The 20731-nt window shown below is 64.3% G+C and carries 18 protein-coding genes and 2 riboswitches; of the genes, 3 read left to right on the forward strand and 15 right to left on the reverse strand.

Annotated features, from left to right (window positions below):
* Positions 1–103: 103 nt before the first annotated feature.
* From BPHYT_RS25960 to BPHYT_RS26000, 8 genes are all read right to left on the reverse strand, one after another.
* Positions 104–1018 carry an ABC transporter ATP-binding protein gene (locus BPHYT_RS25960; protein ID WP_012427092.1) on the reverse strand — a complete coding sequence of 305 codons (915 nt, stop codon included), beginning with the start codon at positions 1016–1018 and terminating at the stop codon, positions 104–106.
* A 59-nt stretch (positions 1019–1077) separates the two neighbouring features.
* Positions 1078–2049: an ABC transporter permease gene (locus BPHYT_RS25965; protein ID WP_012427093.1), complete on the reverse strand. Its 972-nt coding sequence runs from the start codon at positions 2047–2049 to the stop codon at positions 1078–1080.
* Positions 2036–3490, reverse strand: a complete 1455-nt coding sequence (gene atzF, locus BPHYT_RS25970) for an allophanate hydrolase (protein ID WP_012427094.1) — start codon at positions 3488–3490, stop codon at positions 2036–2038. The genes BPHYT_RS25965 and atzF overlap by 14 nt, the downstream gene beginning before the upstream one ends.
* A complete protein-coding gene (gene uca, locus BPHYT_RS25975) occupies positions 3487–7098 on the reverse strand; it encodes an urea carboxylase (protein WP_012427095.1) in 3612 nt (1203 codons plus the stop codon). Before uca ends, atzF begins: the two co-directional genes overlap by 4 nt.
* Positions 7095–7751 (reverse strand): urea amidolyase associated protein UAAP2, encoded by a 657-nt coding sequence (locus BPHYT_RS25980; protein WP_012427096.1) that lies wholly within the window; start codon positions 7749–7751, stop codon positions 7095–7097. Before BPHYT_RS25980 ends, uca begins: the two co-directional genes overlap by 4 nt.
* 11 nt (positions 7752–7762) lie before the next feature.
* Complete coding sequence (locus BPHYT_RS25985; protein WP_012427097.1) at positions 7763–8518, reverse strand: urea amidolyase associated protein UAAP1; 756 nt, start codon at positions 8516–8518, stop codon at positions 7763–7765.
* Between the two features lie 57 nt (positions 8519–8575).
* Positions 8576–8710: riboswitch (guanidine-I (ykkC/yxkD leader) on the reverse strand.
* A gap of 463 nt (positions 8711–9173) precedes the next feature.
* Entirely contained in the window at positions 9174–10229 is a 1056-nt protein-coding gene (locus BPHYT_RS25995; protein WP_012427098.1) for an isopenicillin N synthase family dioxygenase, read from the reverse strand.
* 9 nt (positions 10230–10238) lie between these two features.
* Complete coding sequence (locus BPHYT_RS26000; protein ID WP_012427099.1) at positions 10239–11141, reverse strand: sugar phosphate isomerase/epimerase family protein; 903 nt, start codon at positions 11139–11141, stop codon at positions 10239–10241.
* 156 nt (positions 11142–11297) lie between these two features.
* On the opposite strand from BPHYT_RS26000, the gene BPHYT_RS26005 reads away from it, so the two are divergent.
* The 3 genes from BPHYT_RS26005 to BPHYT_RS26015 all read left to right on the forward strand — a co-directional run bounded on the left by BPHYT_RS26005 (position 11298) and on the right by BPHYT_RS26015 (position 14383).
* Entirely contained in the window at positions 11298–11666 is a 369-nt protein-coding gene (locus BPHYT_RS26005) for a helix-turn-helix domain-containing protein (RefSeq protein ID WP_012427100.1), read from the forward strand.
* A gap of 110 nt (positions 11667–11776) precedes the next feature.
* Positions 11777–11916: riboswitch (guanidine-I (ykkC/yxkD leader) on the forward strand.
* A gap of 180 nt (positions 11917–12096) precedes the next feature.
* A complete protein-coding gene (locus tag BPHYT_RS26010; protein ID WP_012427101.1) occupies positions 12097–13182 on the forward strand; it encodes an ABC transporter substrate-binding protein in 1086 nt (361 codons plus the stop codon).
* A 157-nt stretch (positions 13183–13339) separates the two neighbouring features.
* Positions 13340–14383: a rod shape-determining protein gene (locus tag BPHYT_RS26015; RefSeq protein WP_012427102.1), complete on the forward strand. Its 1044-nt coding sequence runs from the start codon at positions 13340–13342 to the stop codon at positions 14381–14383.
* A gap of 35 nt (positions 14384–14418) precedes the next feature.
* Here the strand turns inward: BPHYT_RS26015 and BPHYT_RS26020 are convergent, their stop codons facing one another.
* From BPHYT_RS26020 to BPHYT_RS26050, 7 genes are all read right to left on the reverse strand, one after another.
* Complete coding sequence (locus BPHYT_RS26020) at positions 14419–15177, reverse strand: GntR family transcriptional regulator (RefSeq protein ID WP_012427103.1); 759 nt, start codon at positions 15175–15177, stop codon at positions 14419–14421.
* Between the two features lie 35 nt (positions 15178–15212).
* On the reverse strand, positions 15213–15608 hold the full coding sequence (gene hpxZ / locus BPHYT_RS26025) for an oxalurate catabolism protein HpxZ (protein ID WP_012427104.1): 396 nt from the start codon (positions 15606–15608) through the stop codon (positions 15213–15215).
* Complete coding sequence (locus BPHYT_RS26030; protein WP_012427105.1) at positions 15599–16294, reverse strand: cysteine hydrolase family protein; 696 nt, start codon at positions 16292–16294, stop codon at positions 15599–15601. Before BPHYT_RS26030 ends, hpxZ begins: the two co-directional genes overlap by 10 nt.
* Positions 16291–17901, reverse strand: a complete 1611-nt coding sequence (locus BPHYT_RS26035; protein WP_012427106.1) for an ABC transporter ATP-binding protein — start codon at positions 17899–17901, stop codon at positions 16291–16293. The genes BPHYT_RS26030 and BPHYT_RS26035 overlap by 4 nt, the downstream gene beginning before the upstream one ends.
* A 2-nt stretch (positions 17902–17903) precedes the next feature.
* The gene (gene biuH, locus BPHYT_RS26040; RefSeq protein WP_012427107.1) at positions 17904–18596 is read right to left on the reverse strand and encodes a biuret amidohydrolase; all 693 of its coding nucleotides are present in this window, start codon (positions 18594–18596) and stop codon (positions 17904–17906) included.
* A gap of 61 nt (positions 18597–18657) precedes the next feature.
* Positions 18658–19584: an ABC transporter permease gene (locus tag BPHYT_RS26045; RefSeq protein WP_012427108.1), complete on the reverse strand. Its 927-nt coding sequence runs from the start codon at positions 19582–19584 to the stop codon at positions 18658–18660.
* Positions 19577–20692, reverse strand: a complete 1116-nt coding sequence (locus tag BPHYT_RS26050) for an ABC transporter permease (protein ID WP_012427109.1) — start codon at positions 20690–20692, stop codon at positions 19577–19579. Before BPHYT_RS26050 ends, BPHYT_RS26045 begins: the two co-directional genes overlap by 8 nt.
* Positions 20693–20731: the final 39 nt, after the last annotated feature.

Raw genomic sequence — 20731 nt, forward strand, 5'->3', positions numbered from 1 at the left:
TACCGTCAAGCACTCGGGCGGGTGATTACGATCCGGTTATGTTGTTGTGCGCACGGCAGATGCGGCGCGAGGCGCCCCGTGACAGAGCCGCAACCGCTTCGCCCTATTCCACGTTGTCCGCCACGTCGGTCATACGGATCATGTGCGGTTTGACGACGTCGTCCTCGTCGTCGCGGGTCTCCGTGGGCGGATGGATCAAGGCTTCGAGCCGCGCCTTGGTCGCCAGAAACTCGGGCGACGTGACCTGCGAGTAATCGCGCGGCCGCGGCACCGGCACTTCGATCAACTCCTGCACCTCGCCGGGATTCGCCTTCAGCACCAGAATACGATCGGCGAGAAAGATCGCTTCGTCCAGATCGTGCGTGATGAACAGCACAGTCACGTCGATGTTGCGCCAGATATCGAGCAGGTGCGTCTGCATCTTCGCACGCGTTTGCGCGTCGAGTGCGCCGAAGGGTTCGTCCATCAACAGAATGCGCGGCCGGTTCGCGAGCGCGCGGGCAATCGCCACGCGCTGTTTCATGCCGCCCGACAACTGATGCGGATAGGCATTGGCGAATTTCGTCAGACCGACCAGATCGAGCCATTGCAGCGCCTCGCGTTCCGCATGCAGGGTGCTGTGGCCGTTCATCTTCAGACCGAACATGACGTTCTTCTTGACCGTCAGCCACGGAAACAGCGTGTAGCCCTGAAACACCATGCCGCGATCGGCGCCTGGCCCCTGCACCGGTTTGCCGTCGAGCAGCACGCTGCCGCTCGTCTGCGCCTCGAGGCCAGCAAGAATGCGGATCAGCGTGGACTTGCCGCAGCCCGACGGTCCGATCACGCACACGAACTCGCGCCGGTGCGTCTTGAAGCTGATGCCGTCGAGCGCCGTGCACTCGCCTTGTGCTGCCTTGAAGCGCTTGCCGAGGTCCTTCACCTCCAGAATCACCTCGCGCGATTTCAAACGGTCGAAACGCTCGCGTACCGCTTCGGACTGGATCAGGTACGACGGAACGGGTTGCGGATTTAACATGATGGAATCCTTTGAAAGCGGTGCGGTGCATGCGATAAGCCGTGTCACGAAGCCGTCCGCTACGCCTTGAGCGTGCGGTCCCAAGGAAACAGCCTGCGGCCGAGATAGGCCAGCACGAGATCGGTGCCGAGGCCGATGATGCCGATCATCATGATCGCGGCGTAGACGTTGTCGAAATGCTCGTAGCGCGCCTGCTGGGTGATGTACCAGGTGATGCCGGAACTGGTGCCGACCAGTTCCGCCACGATCAGATACGTCCACGCCCAGCCGAGCAGAATGCGCTGATCGCGGTACAGGTCCGGCAGGATGCCGGGAATCACCACATGCGTGAGCAGCTTCAGCTTCTTCGTGCCGAGCGTCATGGCGGCTTCGAACAGGCCGTATTCGAGCTTGCGGGTGGTGTTGGCCACGATCAGCACCTGCTGGAACAACGTGCCGATCACGATGATCGCGATCTTCGGGCCGTCGTAAATGCCGAGAATAGCCACCATCAGCGCACCGAACGCGGGCGCCGGCAAGTAACGGAAGAACTCGAAGAACGGCTCCTGCAAGCGCGCGATCGCGCTGTACGTGCCGCACACGATGCCGATCGGCACGCCGATCACCGACGACAGCACGAAGCCCCAGAAGATCACCTGAATGCTGTGCCACAGACTCTGATGCAGCCAGACGCCGTCGCGCGATGCAGGCGGCGTGGCGAACGCGGTGTAGAACGCGCGCAGCACTTCATGTGGCGCGGGCAGATACACCGGATTGACCGGCTCGCCGGCCGGCAAGGCCGCATGGGCGTCGCGCGCGTGGGCGAGTTCGTCGGCGAACACGTCTTTGTCGACACGCATGCCCGGTTGAAAATAATCGACGCTGCCCGGGCTGTCGATCAGCACCTGCGGATGCCAGATGAACGGCACGTAGCTGACCAGACACCAGACAAAGAGCGGCAACAGGAACGAGCCCGCCCCCAAGAACCATTTGCCGCGCGAGGAGAGTTCGCGGCGCACCGCGAACCATTCGGTTCTGTCAATGACGGCCATGTGATTCTCCGAGGCGGACTGCGGTTGCGTCGTATGCGGACCTTGACGCGGCGGTCGTTTCGTCGAGCCACGCGCGCGCCAGATCGAGCAGCACCCTGTCTTCGTGTGCGCGCGCGACGAAGGTCACGCCGAACGGCAAGCCCGCATGCCGGCCGACCGTGCAGACGCCGGCCGGCACCGCCAGCGCGGCCAGATCGAGCAGGTTGACGAAGTTCGTGTAGTAGCCAAAGCGCGAATTCACGCGGATCGGGTCCGCTTCCAGTTCGTCGACGGTGGCGGTGGTCGCCGAGGTCGGCGTGACGATGGCGTCGATCCGCTGCCAGACGTGCGCCGCCTGCATGCGCAGGAACGCGAGGCGGTCGAACGCGGCGAACGCATCGGCCGCGCTCCAGCGCGCCGCGCCGCCGATGATCTCGCGGATCACCGGATGCAGCGCGTCGGGCTGCGTGTCGGCGAACTCGCGGATCGCCGCGAGCCGCTCCGCTACCCACGGTCCTTCGTAGAGCAGCCGCGCGGTGGCGAGGAACGGCTCGAAGTCGATCTCGACCAGTTCGGCGCCGGCTGCGCGCAGGCGCGTCAGCGCGGCATCGAAAGCATGCGCGTACGAGGTGTCGCCGAAAAATTCGAGCTGATTTGCGCGCGGCACGCCAAAGCGCACACCGCGCAGCGACGGTTGCGCGCCAAGCTGCGCGGCGCCCGTCGGCGGCTGGAATTCGCGCGCATACGGATCGCTCGGCGCCACGCCGCGCGCGGCGTCGAACACGCACTGCGCGTCGTCCGCCGAGCGCGCGAAGATCGACACGCAGTCGAGCGATTTGCACGCCGGCACCACGCCGAGCGTACTCAACACGCCCTTGGTCGGCTTCAGTCCGAGCAGGCCGTGGAATGCCGCGGGCACGCGTCCCGATCCGGCCGTGTCGGTGCCCAGCGAAAACGCCGCCAACCCGAGCGCGACCGATACCGCCGAACCGGAACTCGATCCGCCCGATGCATAGCGCGGATCTAGCGCGTTGCGGCAGGCACCGTGCGGCGAGCGCTGACCGGACAAACCGGTCGCGAACTGATCCAGGTTCGTCTTGCCGATCGGAATCGCACCGGCCGCGATCAGGCGCGCGACTACCGGCGCACTGGCCTCAGGCGTGTACGCATATGCGGGGCACGCGGCGGTGGTCGGAATGCCGGCCAGGTCGATATTGTCCTTGATGGCGAACGGCACGCCGTAGAGCGGCAACGTGTCGATGTCGCGGCCTTCGAGCGCGTCGACGTAACGAATCATCTCGTTGCGGCTCAACGGGCGGATCCATGCGCGATGCGGATCGTCGCCCGAAGTGCGCGCGGCGACGGCTTCCACCAGTTGCGCCGGCGTGAGGCTGCCGGCGCGATAGCGCGCCCGCAGCGCTTCGATCGACATGGACTGGAACAGATCGTCGTGGGATTTCATTTGCACGTTGCCTCCTCGGTGGCGTCGGCTGCAATGCCGGCGCGCATCACCATCAATCGTTGACCCGCGACGACCGCCGCGCCTTCCGCGCAATCGATCGTTTCGATCACGCCGTCGCCGCTCGCGGTGACGGAGATTTCCATCTTCATCGACTCGACGATCGCGACCACCTGGCCGTCGCCGACCCGTTCGCCTTCCTTGACGAGCAGCTTCCACACGCTGCCCGACACGTCGGCGACGATGCCTTGCTGGCCGGTCGCGAGCGTGTCGTTTGCCGGGTTGCCGCCAGCGGCTGCATCGCCATCCGTTTCGCCGACGTACGCGGCATGTCCGGCCGCGTCCCAGCGCTCGCGTTCCGCGTCGAACGCGGCTTGCTGAGTGCTTTTGAACGCGGCAATCGAATCGGCTTCATCCTTCAGGAAGCGGTTGTACGCGCCCAGATCGAATACCGACTCCTCGATCTTCAGGCTCGCGCGGCCCGCGATAAAGTCCGTGCGCAGTTCGGCCAGCTCGGCCTCGCTGACTTCGTAGAAACGGATCTCATCGAAAAAGCGCAGCAGCCAGGGCTTGCCCGCTTCGAACTCGCGCGTCGTGCGATAGCGGTTCCACATCTGCACGGTGCGGCCGACGAACTGATAACCGCCCGGCCCTTCCATGCCGTACACGCACAGATACGCACCGCCGATGCCCACCGCGTTCTCCGGCGTCCACGTGCGCGCCGGGTTGTACTTGGTCGTGACGAGCCGGTGACGCGGGTCGAGCGGCGTCGCGACCGGCGCGCCGAGGTACACGTCGCCGAGGCCCATGACGAGGTAGCGCGCGTCGAATACGATGCGCTTCACGTCGTCGATGCTATTCAGCCCGTTGATGCGCCGAATAAACTCGATATTGCTCGGGCACCACGGCGCGTCGGGACGCACGGATTGCATGTAGCGCTCGATTGCGATGCGCGTCGACGGGTCGTCCCACGAAAGCGGCAGATGCACGATGCGGTTCGGCACGCGCATCGCGTCCACCGCGGGCAGTTCGCGTTCGGCTTGTTGCAGATGCGCGAGCAACGTGTCGTGCGACAGCACGCGGGGATCGAAATGTACCTGCAGCGACCGAATGCCCGGCGTCAGATCGATAATGCCCGGCAAGCGGTGCGCGTCGAGCCAGTTCATCAACGCATGCACGCGAAAACGCAGGTTCAGGTCGAGCACGAGCGGACCGTATTCGATCAGCACGTTCTGATCGCCGGAGCGGCGATAGACCACGCCGGTGCCCTCGCCCGCCGTCGGGTCGCGGTAGAGGATGCAGTCGTGAGCCGCCGCTTCGCTGGCCTCCATAGCGTGCTTGGGCGAGGCAAGCATCGCTTTGACCGGCATCCGTTCGAAGCGCACCGTATCGCCCGGTCGCAGTTGGCCGAGCTTCCACAACTCCTCGCCCACTACCGTGACCGGACACACGAAACCGCCGAGGCTCGGACCATCGGGCCCAAGGATCACAGGCATGTCGCCGGTAAAATCCACCGCGCCGACCGCATAGGCGTTGTCGTGAATATTCGACGGATGCAGCCCGGCCTCGCCGCCGTCCGTGCGCGCCCATTGCGGCTTTGGGCCGATCAGGCGCACACCCGTGCGGCTAGAGTTGTAGTGCACGGTCCAGCGCGTGCCGTAGAGCATCGCGATGTCGTCGGGCGTGAAAAAGTCGGGCGCGCCGTGCGGGCCGTCGAGCACGCCGAGCGTCCAGTCATGCGTCAGGACCGGCACGCGCGATTTATCCAGTTGCGCGCCTGCTGCGCCACTTCCCGCCTCGTCGGCGAGATGCAGCACGTCGCCCTTGCGCAGCGCGCGCCCTGCGTGGCCGCCGAACTGGCCAAGCGTGAAGGTCGCCTTGCTGCCCAGATAGTCCGGCACCTGCAGGCCGCCCTTCAGCGCGAGACATGCGCGCATGCCGGCGCCCGTCACGCCGCCGAGCTTGAGCACGGCGCCCGCCGGCGCGCGCGTGACCTGCCAGAGCGTCACCGGCGCGCCATCGAGCGTGGCGGCGAGTGGCGCGCCGCCGAGAACGAAAAGCGTCGCGGTATTGAAGCGCAGCGTGGCGCCGACCATCGCGCATTCGAGCCCGGCGGCGTCGGCGGGATTGCCGAGCAGTTCGTTGGCGAGACGGAACGACAGATCGTCCATCGGGCCCGACGGCGGCACGCCGATGTCCCAATAGCCGGTGCGTCCCGGCGTCTGCTGTACGGTGGTCTGCACGCCGCCGTCGAGCACGTCGATCGTATGCGGCGCGAACATGAAACGCCCGAGGAACGCGGTGGTCTGCTCACCGCGAGCGAACGTCGCCGAGCCGGCAATGGCGCGCAGATAGTCGAGGTTGGTCTCGATGCCGTACAACTGCGTTTGTTCCAGCGCGGCGCGCAGCGCGGCGAGCCCGGCTTCGCGCGTTTCGCCTTTGACGATCAGCTTGGCTAGCAACGGGTCGTAGAACGCGCTGACTTCCGTGCCGGAATCGACCCAGGTATCGACCCGCGCGTCGGCGGCGAACGCGACGTGCGTGAGCACGCCCGCACTCGGTTGAAACTGTTTGTGCGGGTCTTCCGCGTACAACCGCACCTGAATGCTTGCGCCTTGCGGCACCGTTGCCAGCGTATCGAGCGGCGCAAGCTCGCCCTCGGCTTCACGAATCATCCACTCGACCAGATCGATACCCGTGATTTCTTCCGTCACGCAGTGCTCGACCTGCAATCGCGTGTTCACTTCGAGGAAATAGAAACGGCGCGTGTCGGCATCGAAAACAAACTCCACAGTGCCCGCGGACTTGTACTTCACGGCTTGAGCGAGACGCACGGCGCTCGCATGCAGCGCGCTGCGTTCCGCGTGCGTAAGCCCAGGTGCGGGCGTCTCCTCGATCACCTTCTGGTTGCGCCGCTGCACCGAGCAATCGCGTTCGCCGAGCGAGATCACGCCGCCTTTGCCGTCGCCGAAAACCTGCACTTCGATATGGCGCGCGTTTTCCACGAACTTCTCGACGTACACGCCCGCGTTGGCAAAATTCGCTTCGCCGAGCCGTGCGACCGATGCAAACACGCCTTCAAGCTGCGCGGCGTCGCGGCACAGCGACATGCCGATTCCGCCGCCGCCCGCGGTGCTTTTCAGCATCACCGGATAGCCGATCGACTCCGCCTCGCGCAACGCCGCGCTGACGTCGGGCAGCAAGCCGGTGCCGGGCAGCAAGGCGACGTCGTTGGCTTGCGCGAGTTCGCGCGCCGTGTGTTTCAGGCCGAACTCGCGCATGTGCTGCGGCGTGGGGCCGATGAAGCGAATCCCCGCGTCGTCGCAAGCTTGCGCGAAGGCCGCGTTTTCGGACAGGAAACCGTAGCCGGGATGCACGGCGTCGGCACCGCACGCGCGCGCCGCATCGAGAATCGCCGCGCTGTTCAGATAGCTCTGCGCCGCGAGCGCCGGGCCGATGCACACGGCTTCGTCGGCGAGCATCACATGCATGGCGTGGCGGTCGGCTTCGGAATACACCGCGACCGACGCGATGCCCAGCCGCTTGAGCGTGCGAATCACGCGGCAGGCAATCTCGCCGCGATTGGCGATCAGGACTTTGCGGAATCTCATTGGGCATCCCATATCGTCAGTCGCACGGGCGTTGGGTTGTAGCCGTTGCACGGATTGTTCAATTGCGGGCAATTCGAAATCAGCACCGTGACATCCATCTCGGCGCGCATCTCGACGTATTTGCCCGGCGCGGAGATGCCGTCCTCGAAGGTCAGTTTGCCGAGCGGCGTGACCGGCACGTTCATGAAGAAGTTGATGTTGCTGACGATGTCGCGCTTGCCGAGTTGTGTGCCCACACCGCACGTGCAATGCGTAAGCGCATGCAGGAAGCTGTCGCGGCAGCTATGCATATGGCGCTTGTCGAGCGCGTAACGCACGGTGTTGCTCTCGGCTGCGCAAGCACCGCCGAGTGTGTCGTGGCGCCCGCACGTGTCGGCCACGATGCTCAGCATCGGCTTGCCGAGGTTCGACATCAGCACGCTGCCAGCGGACAGATAGAGATTGCGTTGCGCGCGGATCGTATCCTGCGCGCTGTAGCGTTCGAGCGGATCGGCGCTGTTGTAGAACAGCGTGTCGACCGCCTGATTGCCTTCCAGGTCGAGAATGCGGAACACCTGGCCGCGCTTGACTTCATGCAGCCACGGCTCGCCGGAGGGCAGTGTGAGGTCGTAGACCGCATGACGGAGTTCGAGCTTGCTTTCGATGATAGGCATCGCGGGTCTCCTTAAACGAACAGACGGTCGGTGTTGACGAAGCCGCGGCCGTTCTCCGGACACGCCGAGCGGCACGGATCGTCGGCCGGCACGCAAGCGTCGGCCGCATACGCGCGGTACGCGATCAGCTTCACGGGCCGAGGCTCGTATTCGGATGAAGGGTCGAGCGGATGCGGTGCGGTCGAGAACACGGCGAGCGTGTCCATTTCGAAGCGCAGATCGAAAGCGGCGCCGGCCGGCGAATGGCCCGCCACGAAGCTGAGCGCGCCGTCCTCGCCGATCGTGAGTTTGCTGAAGAAGTTGATATTGGCGACGAGGTCACGTGTGCCTAGCCCGTGCTTCGCCAGTTCGAGCAGCAGGCTGTCGCGGCCGTTGCGGATCATGGCATTGCGATGTTGCTGATAGCGGGCCTCGCCGTATTTCGCGGCGAACAGTTCCGCGTCGCCGACGCCGCCGAGCGGATCGTGCCAGCCGAGCGTGTCGGCGGTGATCGAGGCCAGCACGCGGCCCATGTCCGAATAGAGCACGTGGCCGCGCGTCAGATGCGCGGTGTGCTGCGCCTTCAGCGTATCGGCCATGTTGTAGCGTTCGAGCGGTGCGTCGTGCCGGTAGAACACGGCGGCCAGATTCGCGCCGCCTTCGCTATCGACGACGCGCAACGCCATGCCACGGCGCAGCACACCGGACCAGTGCGTGCCGGCGGGAATCACCGTTTCCCACGCCACGTGCGGGATCGGTGCGAGATCGACAGAGGATTGCGTCGACATGGAGGCTCCAGGTATCGGTTGGGAATAAGCATGAGAGGGCGATTGACCGACATCGCGACCTCCCGGGCTTTTATCCCTCCGTGGAGCCTCGCCGGCGCCTTGAAAGAAGGTGAACGGCAAGACCGGATTGCTCTCGGACCAGACATCGTGCGCATTGATCTGCGCACAACCGGAACCCTAGCGATCCTGAAGATGATGCAAATTACTTCGCACCTCTCGCTGCGTAGCTAAGCGAGTTGTGTGCCAGGGTGGTGGTGAACATGCGGCAAGTGTGACGTGGCAAGGGATTGGATGCGATGCGCGTGGCCGGTAGGCATAAGTGGGCCGATCGCTCGCGCACCAGCGTCGTTTGCGAGTCCGCACCAGACAGATGCGCCGGCACCACGATTGGGCTCGAACCCCGGCGTGCGCAACGGCGGAACATGGCTCCGGCCGATGGCATGGTGTGTGCGTATCAATGCGTCACGTCCACTCCTTTCCTCACACGACCATGCCGACGCTTGCCGCCATTCGACGCGCGCTTTACACCTTGATGTCCGCGCGTTTCATCGAGCTGCAAAAGCAACAGCGCCGCTCGTAACTGGAGCGGCGTTGTTGTCGTGATGCTGCGCATCCAGTTATTTTCTATTTGATCACAGTGCGTTTTCGTTCAGCCTCAAGTGTCCATCTCCGCACTCGCATAGCGCGCCTGTTGGCCGAAGCTTGCCAACGCTTTCGAACCATCGGGCAACAGTAGTTCTCCTCGTTGAAGACGTTCCTTCAGATAAGTGAAGCTCTGCGCCGTCTGCGCGAACAGATGGTCGCCCGCCGATACGGGCGGGTATTTCGCCACCGCTTCGGGCGTCGCGAATTGCGGCAGCGGCGCAACGACCGTGTGATAGTCGCAGGCAAAGAAGAGCGGAAACGAGTAGCGCTCCTCCCTCACCTTGCGCACGCGATGCGACGTCGCGACATAGGTCCCGCCCGTCCACACTTCCAGCATGTCGCCGATGTTCACGACGAATGCGTTCTCGACCGGCGGCGCATCGATCCACTCGCCCTCGCCGTTCATCACTTCGAGTCCTGGCGCGGTCGGCAGCAGGATCGTGAAGCACTCGTAGTCGGTATGCGCGCCGATGCCGGGCCGGTCTTCCGCCGACGGATCGAGCGGATAGTGGATCAGACGCAACTGGCTCGGCGGCTTGCGTAGATACTGATCGAAGTGCTGTTCAGGCAAGCCGAGCGCGAGCGAGAAACCTCGAAACAGGGCGCGGCCGAGTTCGAACGCCGCTTTGTAATAGCCGCCCACCGCTTCGCGAAAACCCGCCTGTTCCGGCCAGCTATTCGGGCCGAGCATCGGCGTGCCGGCACGCACGTCGGGATCGTCGGCGGGCAGTTCGCGGCCGGTGTCGAAGGCTTCCTTCCTGTCGCGCTTGCCGCCCGCGAAGACTTCCTCGCCTTCGGGCACGTAGCCGCGATGCGCCGTCGACTTGCCGATGTAGTAGCGCATCTTCCATTCGTGTTCGGCTGCGAAGAAGCGTTTGGCCTGCTCGATCAACGCGCTTTGTTGCGCGCGTGACACCTGGTGGCCGGTGACATAGAAGAAGCCGGCCTCGCGTGCCGCGCGATCGAGTTCGCGTGCGGTGGCGAGCCGCTGGGCGTCGTCATCGCTGAACAGGCCGCTCACGTCGACGACGGGTAGTTGCTGAAAGCTCGTATGGGTTGGGTTCATGAGAGGTGCCTAGACAAGCTGCGCGATGGTTTGAGATTGCGTTCGCTCTTTTTGCCCGCCGCGCCCTTCGCGGTCGGCGAGGAACTCAGCCAGATGACGCCGTTCCTCGCGCCCCATCCATGTATTGATCTCCCACAGATCGGCCACCGGCGCGTTCGTAAACGGCAGCGTATGCAGATAGCCGTCGGGGCCGAACTCCGGTGTCATCGTCGTGACGGTGTAGCCCTGCTCGATCTGCGCGCCCCATAGCGCTTCCCAGGTCCGCTGATGCGAGGCAAGGCAGTCGGCGTACTCGGGCGCCGCCGGGTGCGGCACCTGCGGACCTTGCGGATAGCCGACACGCCCATGCAGATGATGCGCATGCGGCGCCAGTTCGAGGATCGTGTCCCACTCGCTGTCAAGCAGCCGCTCGCATACCGAGACCCAATGGCTGAAGTCGCAGGTTAGCTTGAGCGTCGGCACGGCACGCGCGACGTCGCGGGTGATCCAAGGGTTGAAGAACGAGCGCCCGCGATGCGTTTCAAAGCTGCACGTCACGTCATGCTTCGCCGCGATCTCGACCGCGCGCGCAAAGAAGTCCACCTGGGTTGGCGCCGGCCACGCATCGCAACCGGCCATCACGTTGAAGAAGCGCGGCTCGAGCGGCTTGCCCCACACGATCTTCTCCTCGAAGTCCCGCAGATGATCGGCCGGCGTCGCCGAGCGCTCCGGCACATAGCTGCCGGCCGTCGTAATCTCCGCGATGAAACCCAAGCCTTCGTCGGCAATCGCCTGCGCAAATGCGTCGCGCGCCGCGCCGCCGGCCGGCACCGGCGCTTCGATACCATCGAAGCCCGCCGCCCGCACGAGCGGCGCGGCGTCGCGAGGACCGCCGTCGAATCCCCAGAACGTCTTGAACAATTCGAATTTCATCGCTGCTCCATTTGCATGCAAATTTGCATGCAATAGTACACATGAAAAGCACGGGTCAATAAACTATTCATACAGAGTCGCGCATTATTTTCGCGCGCCCGATTTCCGGCTCGATTAGCACTTAAACTGTGCAGCCCTCCTCCTCGTGGTGAATCGATGAAGAAGAAAATTGCGCGTACCAAGGGGCAAGCCGTTGCGCGCGCCATTCTCGACATGGACTGGCAGTGGTCGGCGCATTTCGGCGATCTCGGCCTGAACGACCTGAACTACAGCGACCTGTTCTGCCGCATGTGGGTGGATCGGGACGACTACTTTGCCAAGACCGCGCTCTACGAATTCATGCCGGGCGTGAGCCGGCGCACCGCCGTGCGGTACGTGCAGGAGTTGATCGACAGCGGCTGGCTGCTGGAAACGAGTTCCGCCGAGGATCGCCGCATCAAGCAGGTGAGCCTCGCGGCGTCGATAGAGGAACGCCTGGAGCAGTTTCTTGCCTATGTGCATCAACGGTTTGCGGCGCTGGACTGACGGCGCGCGCGCAGTGTACTTGTGTTCGAGCGCCCGCAACGGTCTGGACGGCGCGACCCGCTGGCATATTTCTCGCTAGATAACTGACCGAGAGGTGCGGCAGCGTCGCATCTTAGGGATGCTAGGGTTCCGGTTCGCGAGAATGTCTGGTCCGAGAGCAGCCCGGTGCGCCGGCGGTTCGATTGCGAGTTTTTCACTGCAAGCACGAACCGCCTGCCGCACTACACGGCGGGACAAAAGCCCGGGAGATTGGCGATAGCAATGTCTATCGTGCCTCTCCGTGGCCGGTGTTTGTCTCCCGCAGTTTCCGCGCTTTTTCGTTCGTGCTCTGTCTTCGTTCTCTCGCGGGAACCGGTCATGTTGTTTCATCGCGCAGTCGCCGCGCGATCCAACTCAACAATCGCAATTGACCGGTCTCCTGGAGAAAACGATGAAACGCTTCGAATCCGTCCTGACGTCTCGCACTTCGCGTACTTCCCGCGCTTCCCTCGCCTCGCCTGCCCGCATCGCCTCGGCCCTGCGCACGCGTGGCGCCCTCGCTGTAGCCGCCGCCGCGCTCGCTATCGGGCTTGCGGCGGGTCCTGCCGCCAGCCCGGCGCAGGCTGCGGCCGCGCCGCTCGCCATCGGCTATAGCGACTGGCCCGGCTTCGTCGCTTTCCAGATCGCCATCGAAAAAGGCTGGTTCAAGGAAGCCGGCGTCGACGTCAATTTTCAATGGTTCGACTACTCCGCGTCGCTCGATGCATTTTCCGCCGGCAAACTCGACGCGGTCGGCGCGACCAACGGCGATGCGCTCGTGACCGGCGCAAGCGGCGCGAAGAACGTGATGATCCTGCTCACCGACTATTCGAGCGGCAACGACATGATCGTCGCCAAGCCGCCGGTGCGCACGGTGGAAGGACTGAAGGGCAAGAAGGTCGGCGTCGAAATGGGCCTCGTCGATCACCTGCTGCTCGACACCGCACTCGAAAAACATGCGCTGAAGGAATCGGACCTCACCCTCGTCAATGCGAAGACCAACGAATTGCCGCAAGTGCTCGCCTCATCCGGCGACGTCGCCGCCGTCGGCGCGTGGCAACCGAACGCGGGCGAAGCGCTCAAGCGTGTGCCGGGCTCGCGGCCCATTTTCACCTCTGCCGACGCCCCCGGCCTGATCTACGACGCAATCACGGTCAATCCCGTCAGCCTGCAATCGCGCAAGGCCGATTGGGCCAAGGTGATCAAGGTCTGGTATCGCTGCGTAGCCTATATCAACGATCCGAAGACGCAGCCGGACGCGGTCAAGATCATGTCCGCACGGGTCGGTCTCACGCCGGCGCAGTACCTGCCCTTGTTGAAGGGCACGCATCTGCTCGACGCCGCGGCGGCGAAAAAGGCCTTTACCAAAGGTGACGGACTCGACTCCGTGTACGGTTCGAGCGTGAACGCCGACAAGTTCAACGTGCGCAATGCCGTGTACAAACAGTCGCAGAACGTGAGCGCTTATATCGATCCGACGCTTGCCACCGCGCAGTAAGCGGCCCGCGAGGCGCCGCAATCGCAACCGCTAAAAAGCCCGCAGACCCGAAACTGTTATTCTTGCGTCTCTCCCGACCGTCAACTGGTCGCCTGCCGCCTTCGGGCGGCACTCCAAGCGGCGCTTTGCGCCCGACTTCCGAGAGACAGGAATTTGCATGTTCGGTTTTCTGCGCGGCTATTTTTCCAATGACCTGGCAATCGACCTCGGCACGTCGAACACCCTGATTTACATGCGCGGCAAGGGCATCGTGCTCGACGAACCGTCAGTGGTGTCGATTCGCCAGGAAGGCGGTCCGAACGGCAAGAAGATCATTCTGGCCGTCGGCAAGGAAGCAAAACAGATGCTCGGCAAGGTGCCGGGCAATATCGAGGCGATCCGCCCGATGAAGGACGGCGTGATCGCCGACTTCAACATCACCCAGCAGATGATCAAGCGCTTCATTCAGATGGCGCACGAGTCGCGCATGTTCGCGCCGTCGCCGCGCATCATCATCTGCGTGCCGTGCGGTTCGACCCAGGTGGAGCGGCGCGCGATTAAAGAAGCCGCGCACAGTGCCGGCGCCTCGCAGGTCTATCTGATCGAAGAGCCGATGGCCGCGGCGACCGGCGCGGGCTTGCCGGTGTCGGACCCGACCGGTTCGATGGTCGTCGACATCGGCGGCGGCACGACCGAAGTGGGCGTGATCTCGCTCGGCGGCATCGTCTATAAAGGCTCGGTGCGCGTGGGCGGCGACAAGTTCGACGACGCCATCGTCAACTACATTCGCCGCAACTACGGCATGCTGATCGGCGAGCAAACCGCCGAAGCGATCAAGAAGGAAATCGGCTCCGCGTTTCCGGGCTCCGAGGTTAAGGAGATGGAAGTCAAGGGCCGCAATATGTCCGAAGGGATTCCGCGCAGTTTCACGGTGTCGAGCAACGAGATTCTCGAAGCGCTGACCGATCCGCTCAACCAGATCGTCTCGGCCGTGAAGATCGCGCTGGAACAGACGCCGCCGGAACTGGGCGCGGATATCGCCGAGCGCGGCATCATGCTGGCGGGCGGCGGCGCGCTGCTGCGCGATCTCGACCGCTTGCTCGCTGAGGAAACCGGCTTGCCGGTGTTCGTCGCCGAAGCGCCGCTGACGTGCGTGGTGCGCGGCTCGGGGATGGCGCTCGAACGCATCGAGAAGTTCGGCGGCGCGTTCTCTTACGATTGAGCCTTGGAGCGCATCGAGCAGCTACAACCTACCGCTCAAGACACGAACGGCAGTTTGCTATCGCGTGCTGCCGCGAGCATCGACAGTGTGATCTTGCGCACTTCCAGCTTGCTCTGCGTGATATGCGCGCGCAGCAGAATGATCGCCTCGGTCAGGCGGTTGCGTTCGATCAGATTGAGCATGGTGGAATGCTCGTCGTAAGTGGCGCTGGTGCGGTGCGGTTTCAGAAAATCGAGCCGCCGCACGATGCGGATGCGCTCGGTCACTTCGTTATGCACGCGCAGCATTTCCATATTGCCCGTGGCGGCGACGAGTTGCCGGTGAAAGTTTTCGTCCATGCCGAACATTTTCACGGGATCGCTCTCGCGCAACTCGGGCGCCACGCACCAGACCGCCTTCAACTCCTCGACGGCCGCATGCGCGGCGTCACCGCCCGCTCCCACCCGCTCCACCGCCGCAACTTCCAGCACGATACGCAAATCGTAGAGCTGATCGAGCTGATCGAAGTTGATCGGCGAGACTTTCCAGCCGCGCCGGAAGCCAACTTCCAGGTAGCCTTCGCGTTGCAGACGGAACAGGCCGTCGCGCATCGGCGTGCGCGACACGCCGTAGTGTTGCGCGATGCCGTTTTCGGAAAAGCGGTCGCCGGGAAACAGGCGAAAGCTGAAGATGTCGGTCTTGAGCTGCTGGTACACCTGCTCGGCAAGCGGATTGGCCGGGGCCGGCGCGGCAGGCGTCTCCTGCATGCCGGATGCGGCTGGCGTCTCCAGCAGATTCGTCGGGTCGTCGTTCATGATGCCAAGGTCCCTTTTTTCTTATTATCGGCGTTTCATGGGCCGGCCGGAGAATTGATCAGGCTCACGTGCGCGGCGACGATCTTCCAGCCTTCGTCGGGACTGAATCTCGCCCAGGTTTGCATCTGGCGGCCGAGCAGATGCGTGGCGTCGCTGGTGAACTCGGTACTGACGGTGGCGAAGTCCGTTCCGAAGGTCGTCACCACGGTGCGATGCAGTTTACGCGACTTCGGCACCGGCTCGCAGTGCTCGCGCCACGCACGGATCGCCTCGCCGCCGTGCTGGATTTCAGCGATGCCGTAGCGCACCGTTTCCGGCGTGTGCCAGAACAGCGCGTTCATGGCCGCGACGTCGTTATCCAACAGCGCGCTCTCGTATTCGATGAACGCCGCGTGGACCTGTGCCACGATTTCGGGCTGATTTATTTCCATGCCTGGGTCGTCTCGTCGGTTTTGATCAATGAAGCAAACGGCGCGGTCCAGCCGACAATGCCGCCCTGCGAGCGCACCATCTCGAGCGTCGCCTGTTTGAACGCGGGGAAATAGCTCGCGGTGGCGTCCTCGATCAGCAGGCTGTCGTAGCCGCGGTCGTTGGCTTCGCGCATCGATGTTTGCACGCACACTTCGGTGGTCACGCCGGCGAACACCAGATGCGTGACGCCGCGCATCGCGAGTTCTTCGCCGAGGCGGGTCGCATGGAACGCACCCTTGCCGGGTTTGTCGATCACCAGTTCGCCGGCAAGCGGCGCGAGCGGTTCGACGATCGCATTGCCGGGCTCGCCGCGAATCAGAATGCGGCCCATCGGCCCGGCGTCGCCGATGCGCGCATTCGGCGCGCCGCGCAGACGTTTGGCCGGCGGACAGTCGGACAGATCTGGAGCGTGCGATTCACGCGTATGCACGACGAACCAGTGGTGCTTGCGCGCGAAGGCGAGCAACGCGGCTACTGTCGGCACGATGTCCGCGAGCAGCGAGACGTCGTTGCCGAGCGATTCGCCGAAGCCGCCCGGCTCGATGAAATCGCGCTGCATGTCGATCACGACCAGCGCCGTTTTCGCGGAGTCGAAGCTGAATGGGCCGGGTTGGGCGTCGATGGTCAGCGTGTTAGTCGATGTCATCCAAGGGCTTCCCTGAGTTTTTCGGCGGGCGCGGCGGGCTGCGTTGGCGTGTCGCCGTGGCCGGCCATATGCTGGCCGAGCACGGTGCGATCCGCGCGTGCCGCCGGGGTTTCGTACACCAGCTCGCCCTCGGCGATCACCATGATGCGGTCAGCGAGTTCGAGCAGTTCGTCGAGGTCTTCGCTGACCAGCAGCACGGCCGCGCCCGCATCGCGCGCGGCCATCAGACGCGCATGGATATCGGCCACGGATGCGAAGTCGAGACCGAAAACGGGATTGGCGACGATCAGCACATCCACCGGCTGTCCGAGTTCGCGCGCCAGCACCGCGCGTTGCACGTTGCCGCCCGAGAGCGTACCGATTGCGCGCTCCGGCACTGGCGGGCGCACGTTGAATTCGCCGATCAACTGCGTAGCACGCGCGCGCATGGCGCGGCGATCGAGCCACCAGCCGCCGCGCCGCAACGGCTCACGGTCGAAGTCGCGCAGCGCGAGATTCTGCGCCACGCTCATGGCGCCGACGCAGGCGTTTTTCAGCGGCTCTTCGGGAATCGCGAAGAGCCGCCGTTGCGTCATCTGCTCGCGCGTCGCCTGGTATGGCTTGCCGGCCACCTGCATGTCGCCGGTTTTAACGCGGCGCTGGCCGACCAGTGCTTCCACCAGTTCCTTCTGACCGTTACCGGAGACGCCCGCAAGCCCGAGGATTTCGCCCGCGCGCACGGACAGCGTCGCGTGCTTCACCGCCATGTGGCCGCGATCGTCTTCCACGGAGACATCGCGTAGGGCAAGGCGCACCTGGGCCGACTCAGCAAGCGGTTTGCGCTGCACGCGCTCCTCTATCACCGCGGCCATGACAGGCGCATCGCTCGTGGCCACCGTGCCCATCATCCATGCGGCGAGTTCGTCGCGGCTGGTGTTCGCCACCGCGCTGGTGCCGACCTGGCGCCCCTTGCGCAACACGGTGACGTCGTCCGCGTAGGCCATCACTTCGCGGAACTTGTGCGTGATCATCAGCACGGTGAGCTCGCCGCGTGTGGTCAGCTCGCGCATCAGGCCGAGGACTTCGTCGGCTTCCTGCGGCGTCAGCACGGAAGTCGGTTCGTCCAGTATCAGGAAGCGTTGCTGCAAGTAGAGTTGCTTGAGGATTTCGAGCTTCTGCTTTTCACCCGCGGCAAGTGCCGCAACCGGCGCGTCGAGCGGCAAGCGGAACGGCATGCGCTGCATGAACGCCAGCAGCGCGGCGCGTTCCGTTTTCCAGTCGATTTTCCACGGCATCTGCCCGCGCGCGAGCAGCAGGTTTTCTTCGACAGACAACCCTGAGGCCAGCGTGAAATGCTGATACACCATGCCGATACCGAGCGCCTGTGCATCGCGTGGCGAGTGGATCAGCACTTCGCGGCCGTCGGCGGCGATCTGTCCGTCGTCGAGCACGCCGTAGCCGACCAGGCCCTTCACGAGCGTGCTTTTGCCCGCGCCGTTCTCGCCGAGCAGCGCGTGGATCGTACCGGCCTTGACCTTGATCGAAACGTCGTCCAGCGCGCGAAACGCGCCGAACGATTTGCTCGCATGCATGACTTCAACACCAAGAGCTTGCCGTACGGTCGACATAATCATCCACCTAGCGTTAGCAGCAAAGCGCCGGAGTCCGACACCGTGCCGAACACGCCGCCTTGCATCGTAATCATGTGCAAGGCGGCGTCGTGATTGCCTTTGTCGGTCGCGCCGCAACAGTCGGCGAGCACCGTGCATTCGAAACCGCGGTCGTTGGCTTCGCGCATGGTCGTGTGCACGCAGACGTCGGTCGTGATACCGGTCAGAATCAGATTCTCGATGCCGCGCGTGCGCAGGATCAGTTCGAGATCGGTCGCGCAGAACGACCCCTTGCCGGGCTTGTCGATCACGATCTCGCCCGCGACCGGCTTCAGTTCGTCGATGATGTCCCAGCCCGGTTCGCCGCGCACGAGGATCTTGCCGCACGGACCGTCGTCGCCGATGCCCACGCCGTCGGTGCCCGCGCGACGGCTACGCCAGCGCTTGTTGGCGGGCAGATCGGAGAGATCGGGACGATGGCCTTCGCGCGTGTGAATGATTGTGAAGCCCTGCTCGCGCATCGTCTTCAGCACGCGTTTGATCGGCTCGATCGGCGCGCGCGTGAGCGAGAGGTCGTAGCCCATCTTGTCGACATAGCCGCCGTGGCCGCAGAAATCCGTCTGCATGTCGATGATCACGAGCGCGGTGTTCTCCGGGCGCAGGTTGCCGTCGTAGGGCCACGGGTAGGGTCTCGCTTCGATGAATCGGGTCATGGTCTAGGTGTCCTGGTTTGGGTTCGTGAATGTCAGCAAGGTCCGCGAATGGGCGCGCGTGTCAGCGCGTCAGGCTCAACTCCCCAGGCGCGCCCGCCAGCGTGCGATCCGGACGGCAGTTGATGATCATGATCACGAGCGTCAGCACATACGGCGCGGCGTTATAGAGGTAGTAGCCGCTCGTCACGCCGATCGCCTGCAACGCCGGGCCGAGCGCGCCCGCGGCGCCGAACAGCAACGCGGCCCATAGACAGCGCAGCGGCTGCCAGCGCGCGAAGATCACCAGCGCGACGGCCATCAACCCCTGACCGCTGGAGAGCCCTTCGTTCCAGCTCCCCGGATACACGAGCGACAGATACGCACCGCCCACGCCCGCAAACACGCCGCCCACCGCGGTCGCCGCTATCCGCACACGCGTGAGCGGATAGCCCATCGCCCGCGCCGTTTCCGCGTGATCGCCGACGAGCCGCAGCACCATGCCCCAGCGCGTATTGCGCAAGCCCCATTGCAGAACGAACGCGAGCGCCACGCCGATCACGAACAGCAGGTTCAGATGCAGCGCGTTATGCAACTGCGGCGACGAACTCCACGCGCCGAGGTCGATGAACGGCAGCATCGGCGCTTGCGGTTCGATAAACGGTTTGCCGAGATAGAACGCGAGGCCGGTGCCGAGCAGCATCAACGCGATACCGAATGCGATATCCGACACGCGCGGCAACGAGCACACGAGCCCGTGCAGGCAACCGAGCAGCAAGCCGACCGAACCCGCGGCAAGCACGCCGATCCACGGCGAGCCGCTCAGAAATGCGCCCGCATAACCGCTCATCGCGCCGGACACGAGAATGCCTTCCAGGCCGAGATTCACGCGGCCGCCCTTCTCGGTCAAACACTCGCCGAGACTGACGAACAGATAAGGCGTGCTGACGCGGATCGCTCCCGCGAACAGCGACAGCAACAGAATGACGATGGGTGAGTGCATATCAGGCATGGGTCCGCTCCAGTTGCACGGGAAGATCGGTCTGCGCAATGGCCTGCAACTTCACGCGCCATGCGGCGATGCGGCCGCCGAGCGCTTCCCACGCGAGCAGGTTGGCGAACAGCAGCCCTTGCAGGACGAGCGTGGTGGCGTCGGGCAGATCGAGGCGCCGTTGCAGCAGACTGCCGCTCGCCTCGATGCCGCCGATCATCAACGCGCACGCGATGATCGCGAGCGGGTTCTGGCGCGCCGCAAAGGCGACGAGAATGCCCGCGTAACCATAGCCCGCGAGCAGCGACGCGTTCGCGCTGCCCTGCACCGCCGCCACTTCGAACATGCCGCCGAGGCCGGCCGCGGCGCCGCCCAGCACGCACGCCGTGAGCGCGAGCATATTGACCGGCAAGCCGACCAGACGCGCCGCGCGATTGCTGCCGCCCACCACGCGCATCGCGAATCCTTTGGTGCTGAACTTCACGAACACCCACGCCGCGATGCATGCAACGACGCCCCAGAACAGGCCCCAATGCGTATCGAGTCCCGGAATCGAACCGATCATCATCGCGTCGGGCACCGGTAGTGTCGACGGTTTGTTCAGGCTTGCCGGATCGCGCAACGGCCCTTCCACCAGATGCTTGAATACCGCGATCGCGATATACGACATCAACAGGCTGCTGATGGTCTCGTTGACACCGCGCCATTGCCGCAACGCGCCGACCGCGCCGATCCAGACGCCGCCGGCGAGCATGCCGGCAAGCGCCATCAACGGTGTGGCGATGAGCCAGGGCGTGTTATGCGGCAGCATCTGCGGGACGATGGCGGCGCACATGCCGCCGAGCGCGAGTGCGCCCTCGCCGCCGATCACGATCAAGCCGACCTGTGCGGGCAACGCGACACACAGGGCCGTGAGCATCAACGGCGCGGCACGCAGCAAGGTGCTTTGCCACGCGAACGAGGAACCGAACGCGCCCTGGAAAATCAGCGCGATCGCATCGGGCGCCGGCTGTCCCTGCGCCAGCAGAAACAGCGAGAACAGCAGCAAGGTGCCGAGCACCGCCAGCACGGTCGGCAGCGCGGGCAGGAATGAGAGCATCACTCTCGCGGCAGAGGCATTGGGGCGCATCACGGCTCCTTGATTGAAGCGAACATCGCCGTCACCGGA

The sequence above is a fragment of the Paraburkholderia phytofirmans PsJN genome (genome assembly GCF_000020125.1).
Lineage (GTDB): Bacteria > Pseudomonadota > Gammaproteobacteria > Burkholderiales > Burkholderiaceae > Paraburkholderia > Paraburkholderia phytofirmans.

Bases quoted from the DNA above. Each gene is read 5' to 3' on its own strand.
- BPHYT_RS26045 (WP_012427108.1), bottom strand. From the start codon at position 19,584: ATGCCTGATATGCACTCACCCATCGTCATTCTGTTGCTGTCGCTGTTC.
- BPHYT_RS25960 (WP_012427092.1), bottom strand. From the start codon at position 1,018: ATGTTAAATCCGCAACCCGTTCCGTCGTACCTGATCCAGTCCGAAGCG.
- BPHYT_RS25965 (WP_012427093.1), bottom strand. From the start codon at position 2,049: ATGGCCGTCATTGACAGAACCGAATGGTTCGCGGTGCGCCGCGAACTC.
- BPHYT_RS26035 (WP_012427106.1), bottom strand. From the start codon at position 17,901: ATGTCGACCGTACGGCAAGCTCTTGGTGTTGAAGTCATGCATGCGAGC.
- BPHYT_RS26005 (WP_012427100.1), top strand. From the start codon at position 11,298: ATGAAGAAGAAAATTGCGCGTACCAAGGGGCAAGCCGTTGCGCGCGCC.
- BPHYT_RS26050 (WP_012427109.1), bottom strand. From the start codon at position 20,692: ATGCGCCCCAATGCCTCTGCCGCGAGAGTGATGCTCTCATTCCTGCCC.
- BPHYT_RS26020 (WP_012427103.1), bottom strand. From the start codon at position 15,177: ATGAACGACGACCCGACGAATCTGCTGGAGACGCCAGCCGCATCCGGC.
- BPHYT_RS25980 (WP_012427096.1), bottom strand. From the start codon at position 7,751: ATGCCTATCATCGAAAGCAAGCTCGAACTCCGTCATGCGGTCTACGAC.
- BPHYT_RS26015 (WP_012427102.1), top strand. From the start codon at position 13,340: ATGTTCGGTTTTCTGCGCGGCTATTTTTCCAATGACCTGGCAATCGAC.
- BPHYT_RS26030 (WP_012427105.1), bottom strand. From the start codon at position 16,294: ATGACATCGACTAACACGCTGACCATCGACGCCCAACCCGGCCCATTC.
- uca (WP_012427095.1), bottom strand. From the start codon at position 7,098: ATGAGATTCCGCAAAGTCCTGATCGCCAATCGCGGCGAGATTGCCTGC.
- hpxZ (WP_012427104.1), bottom strand. From the start codon at position 15,608: ATGGAAATAAATCAGCCCGAAATCGTGGCACAGGTCCACGCGGCGTTC.
- BPHYT_RS26010 (WP_012427101.1), top strand. From the start codon at position 12,097: ATGAAACGCTTCGAATCCGTCCTGACGTCTCGCACTTCGCGTACTTCC.
- BPHYT_RS25995 (WP_012427098.1), bottom strand. From the start codon at position 10,229: ATGAACCCAACCCATACGAGCTTTCAGCAACTACCCGTCGTCGACGTG.
- BPHYT_RS26000 (WP_012427099.1), bottom strand. From the start codon at position 11,141: ATGAAATTCGAATTGTTCAAGACGTTCTGGGGATTCGACGGCGGTCCT.
- atzF (WP_012427094.1), bottom strand. From the start codon at position 3,490: ATGAAATCCCACGACGATCTGTTCCAGTCCATGTCGATCGAAGCGCTG.
- biuH (WP_012427107.1), bottom strand. From the start codon at position 18,596: ATGACCCGATTCATCGAAGCGAGACCCTACCCGTGGCCCTACGACGGC.
- BPHYT_RS25985 (WP_012427097.1), bottom strand. From the start codon at position 8,518: ATGTCGACGCAATCCTCTGTCGATCTCGCACCGATCCCGCACGTGGCG.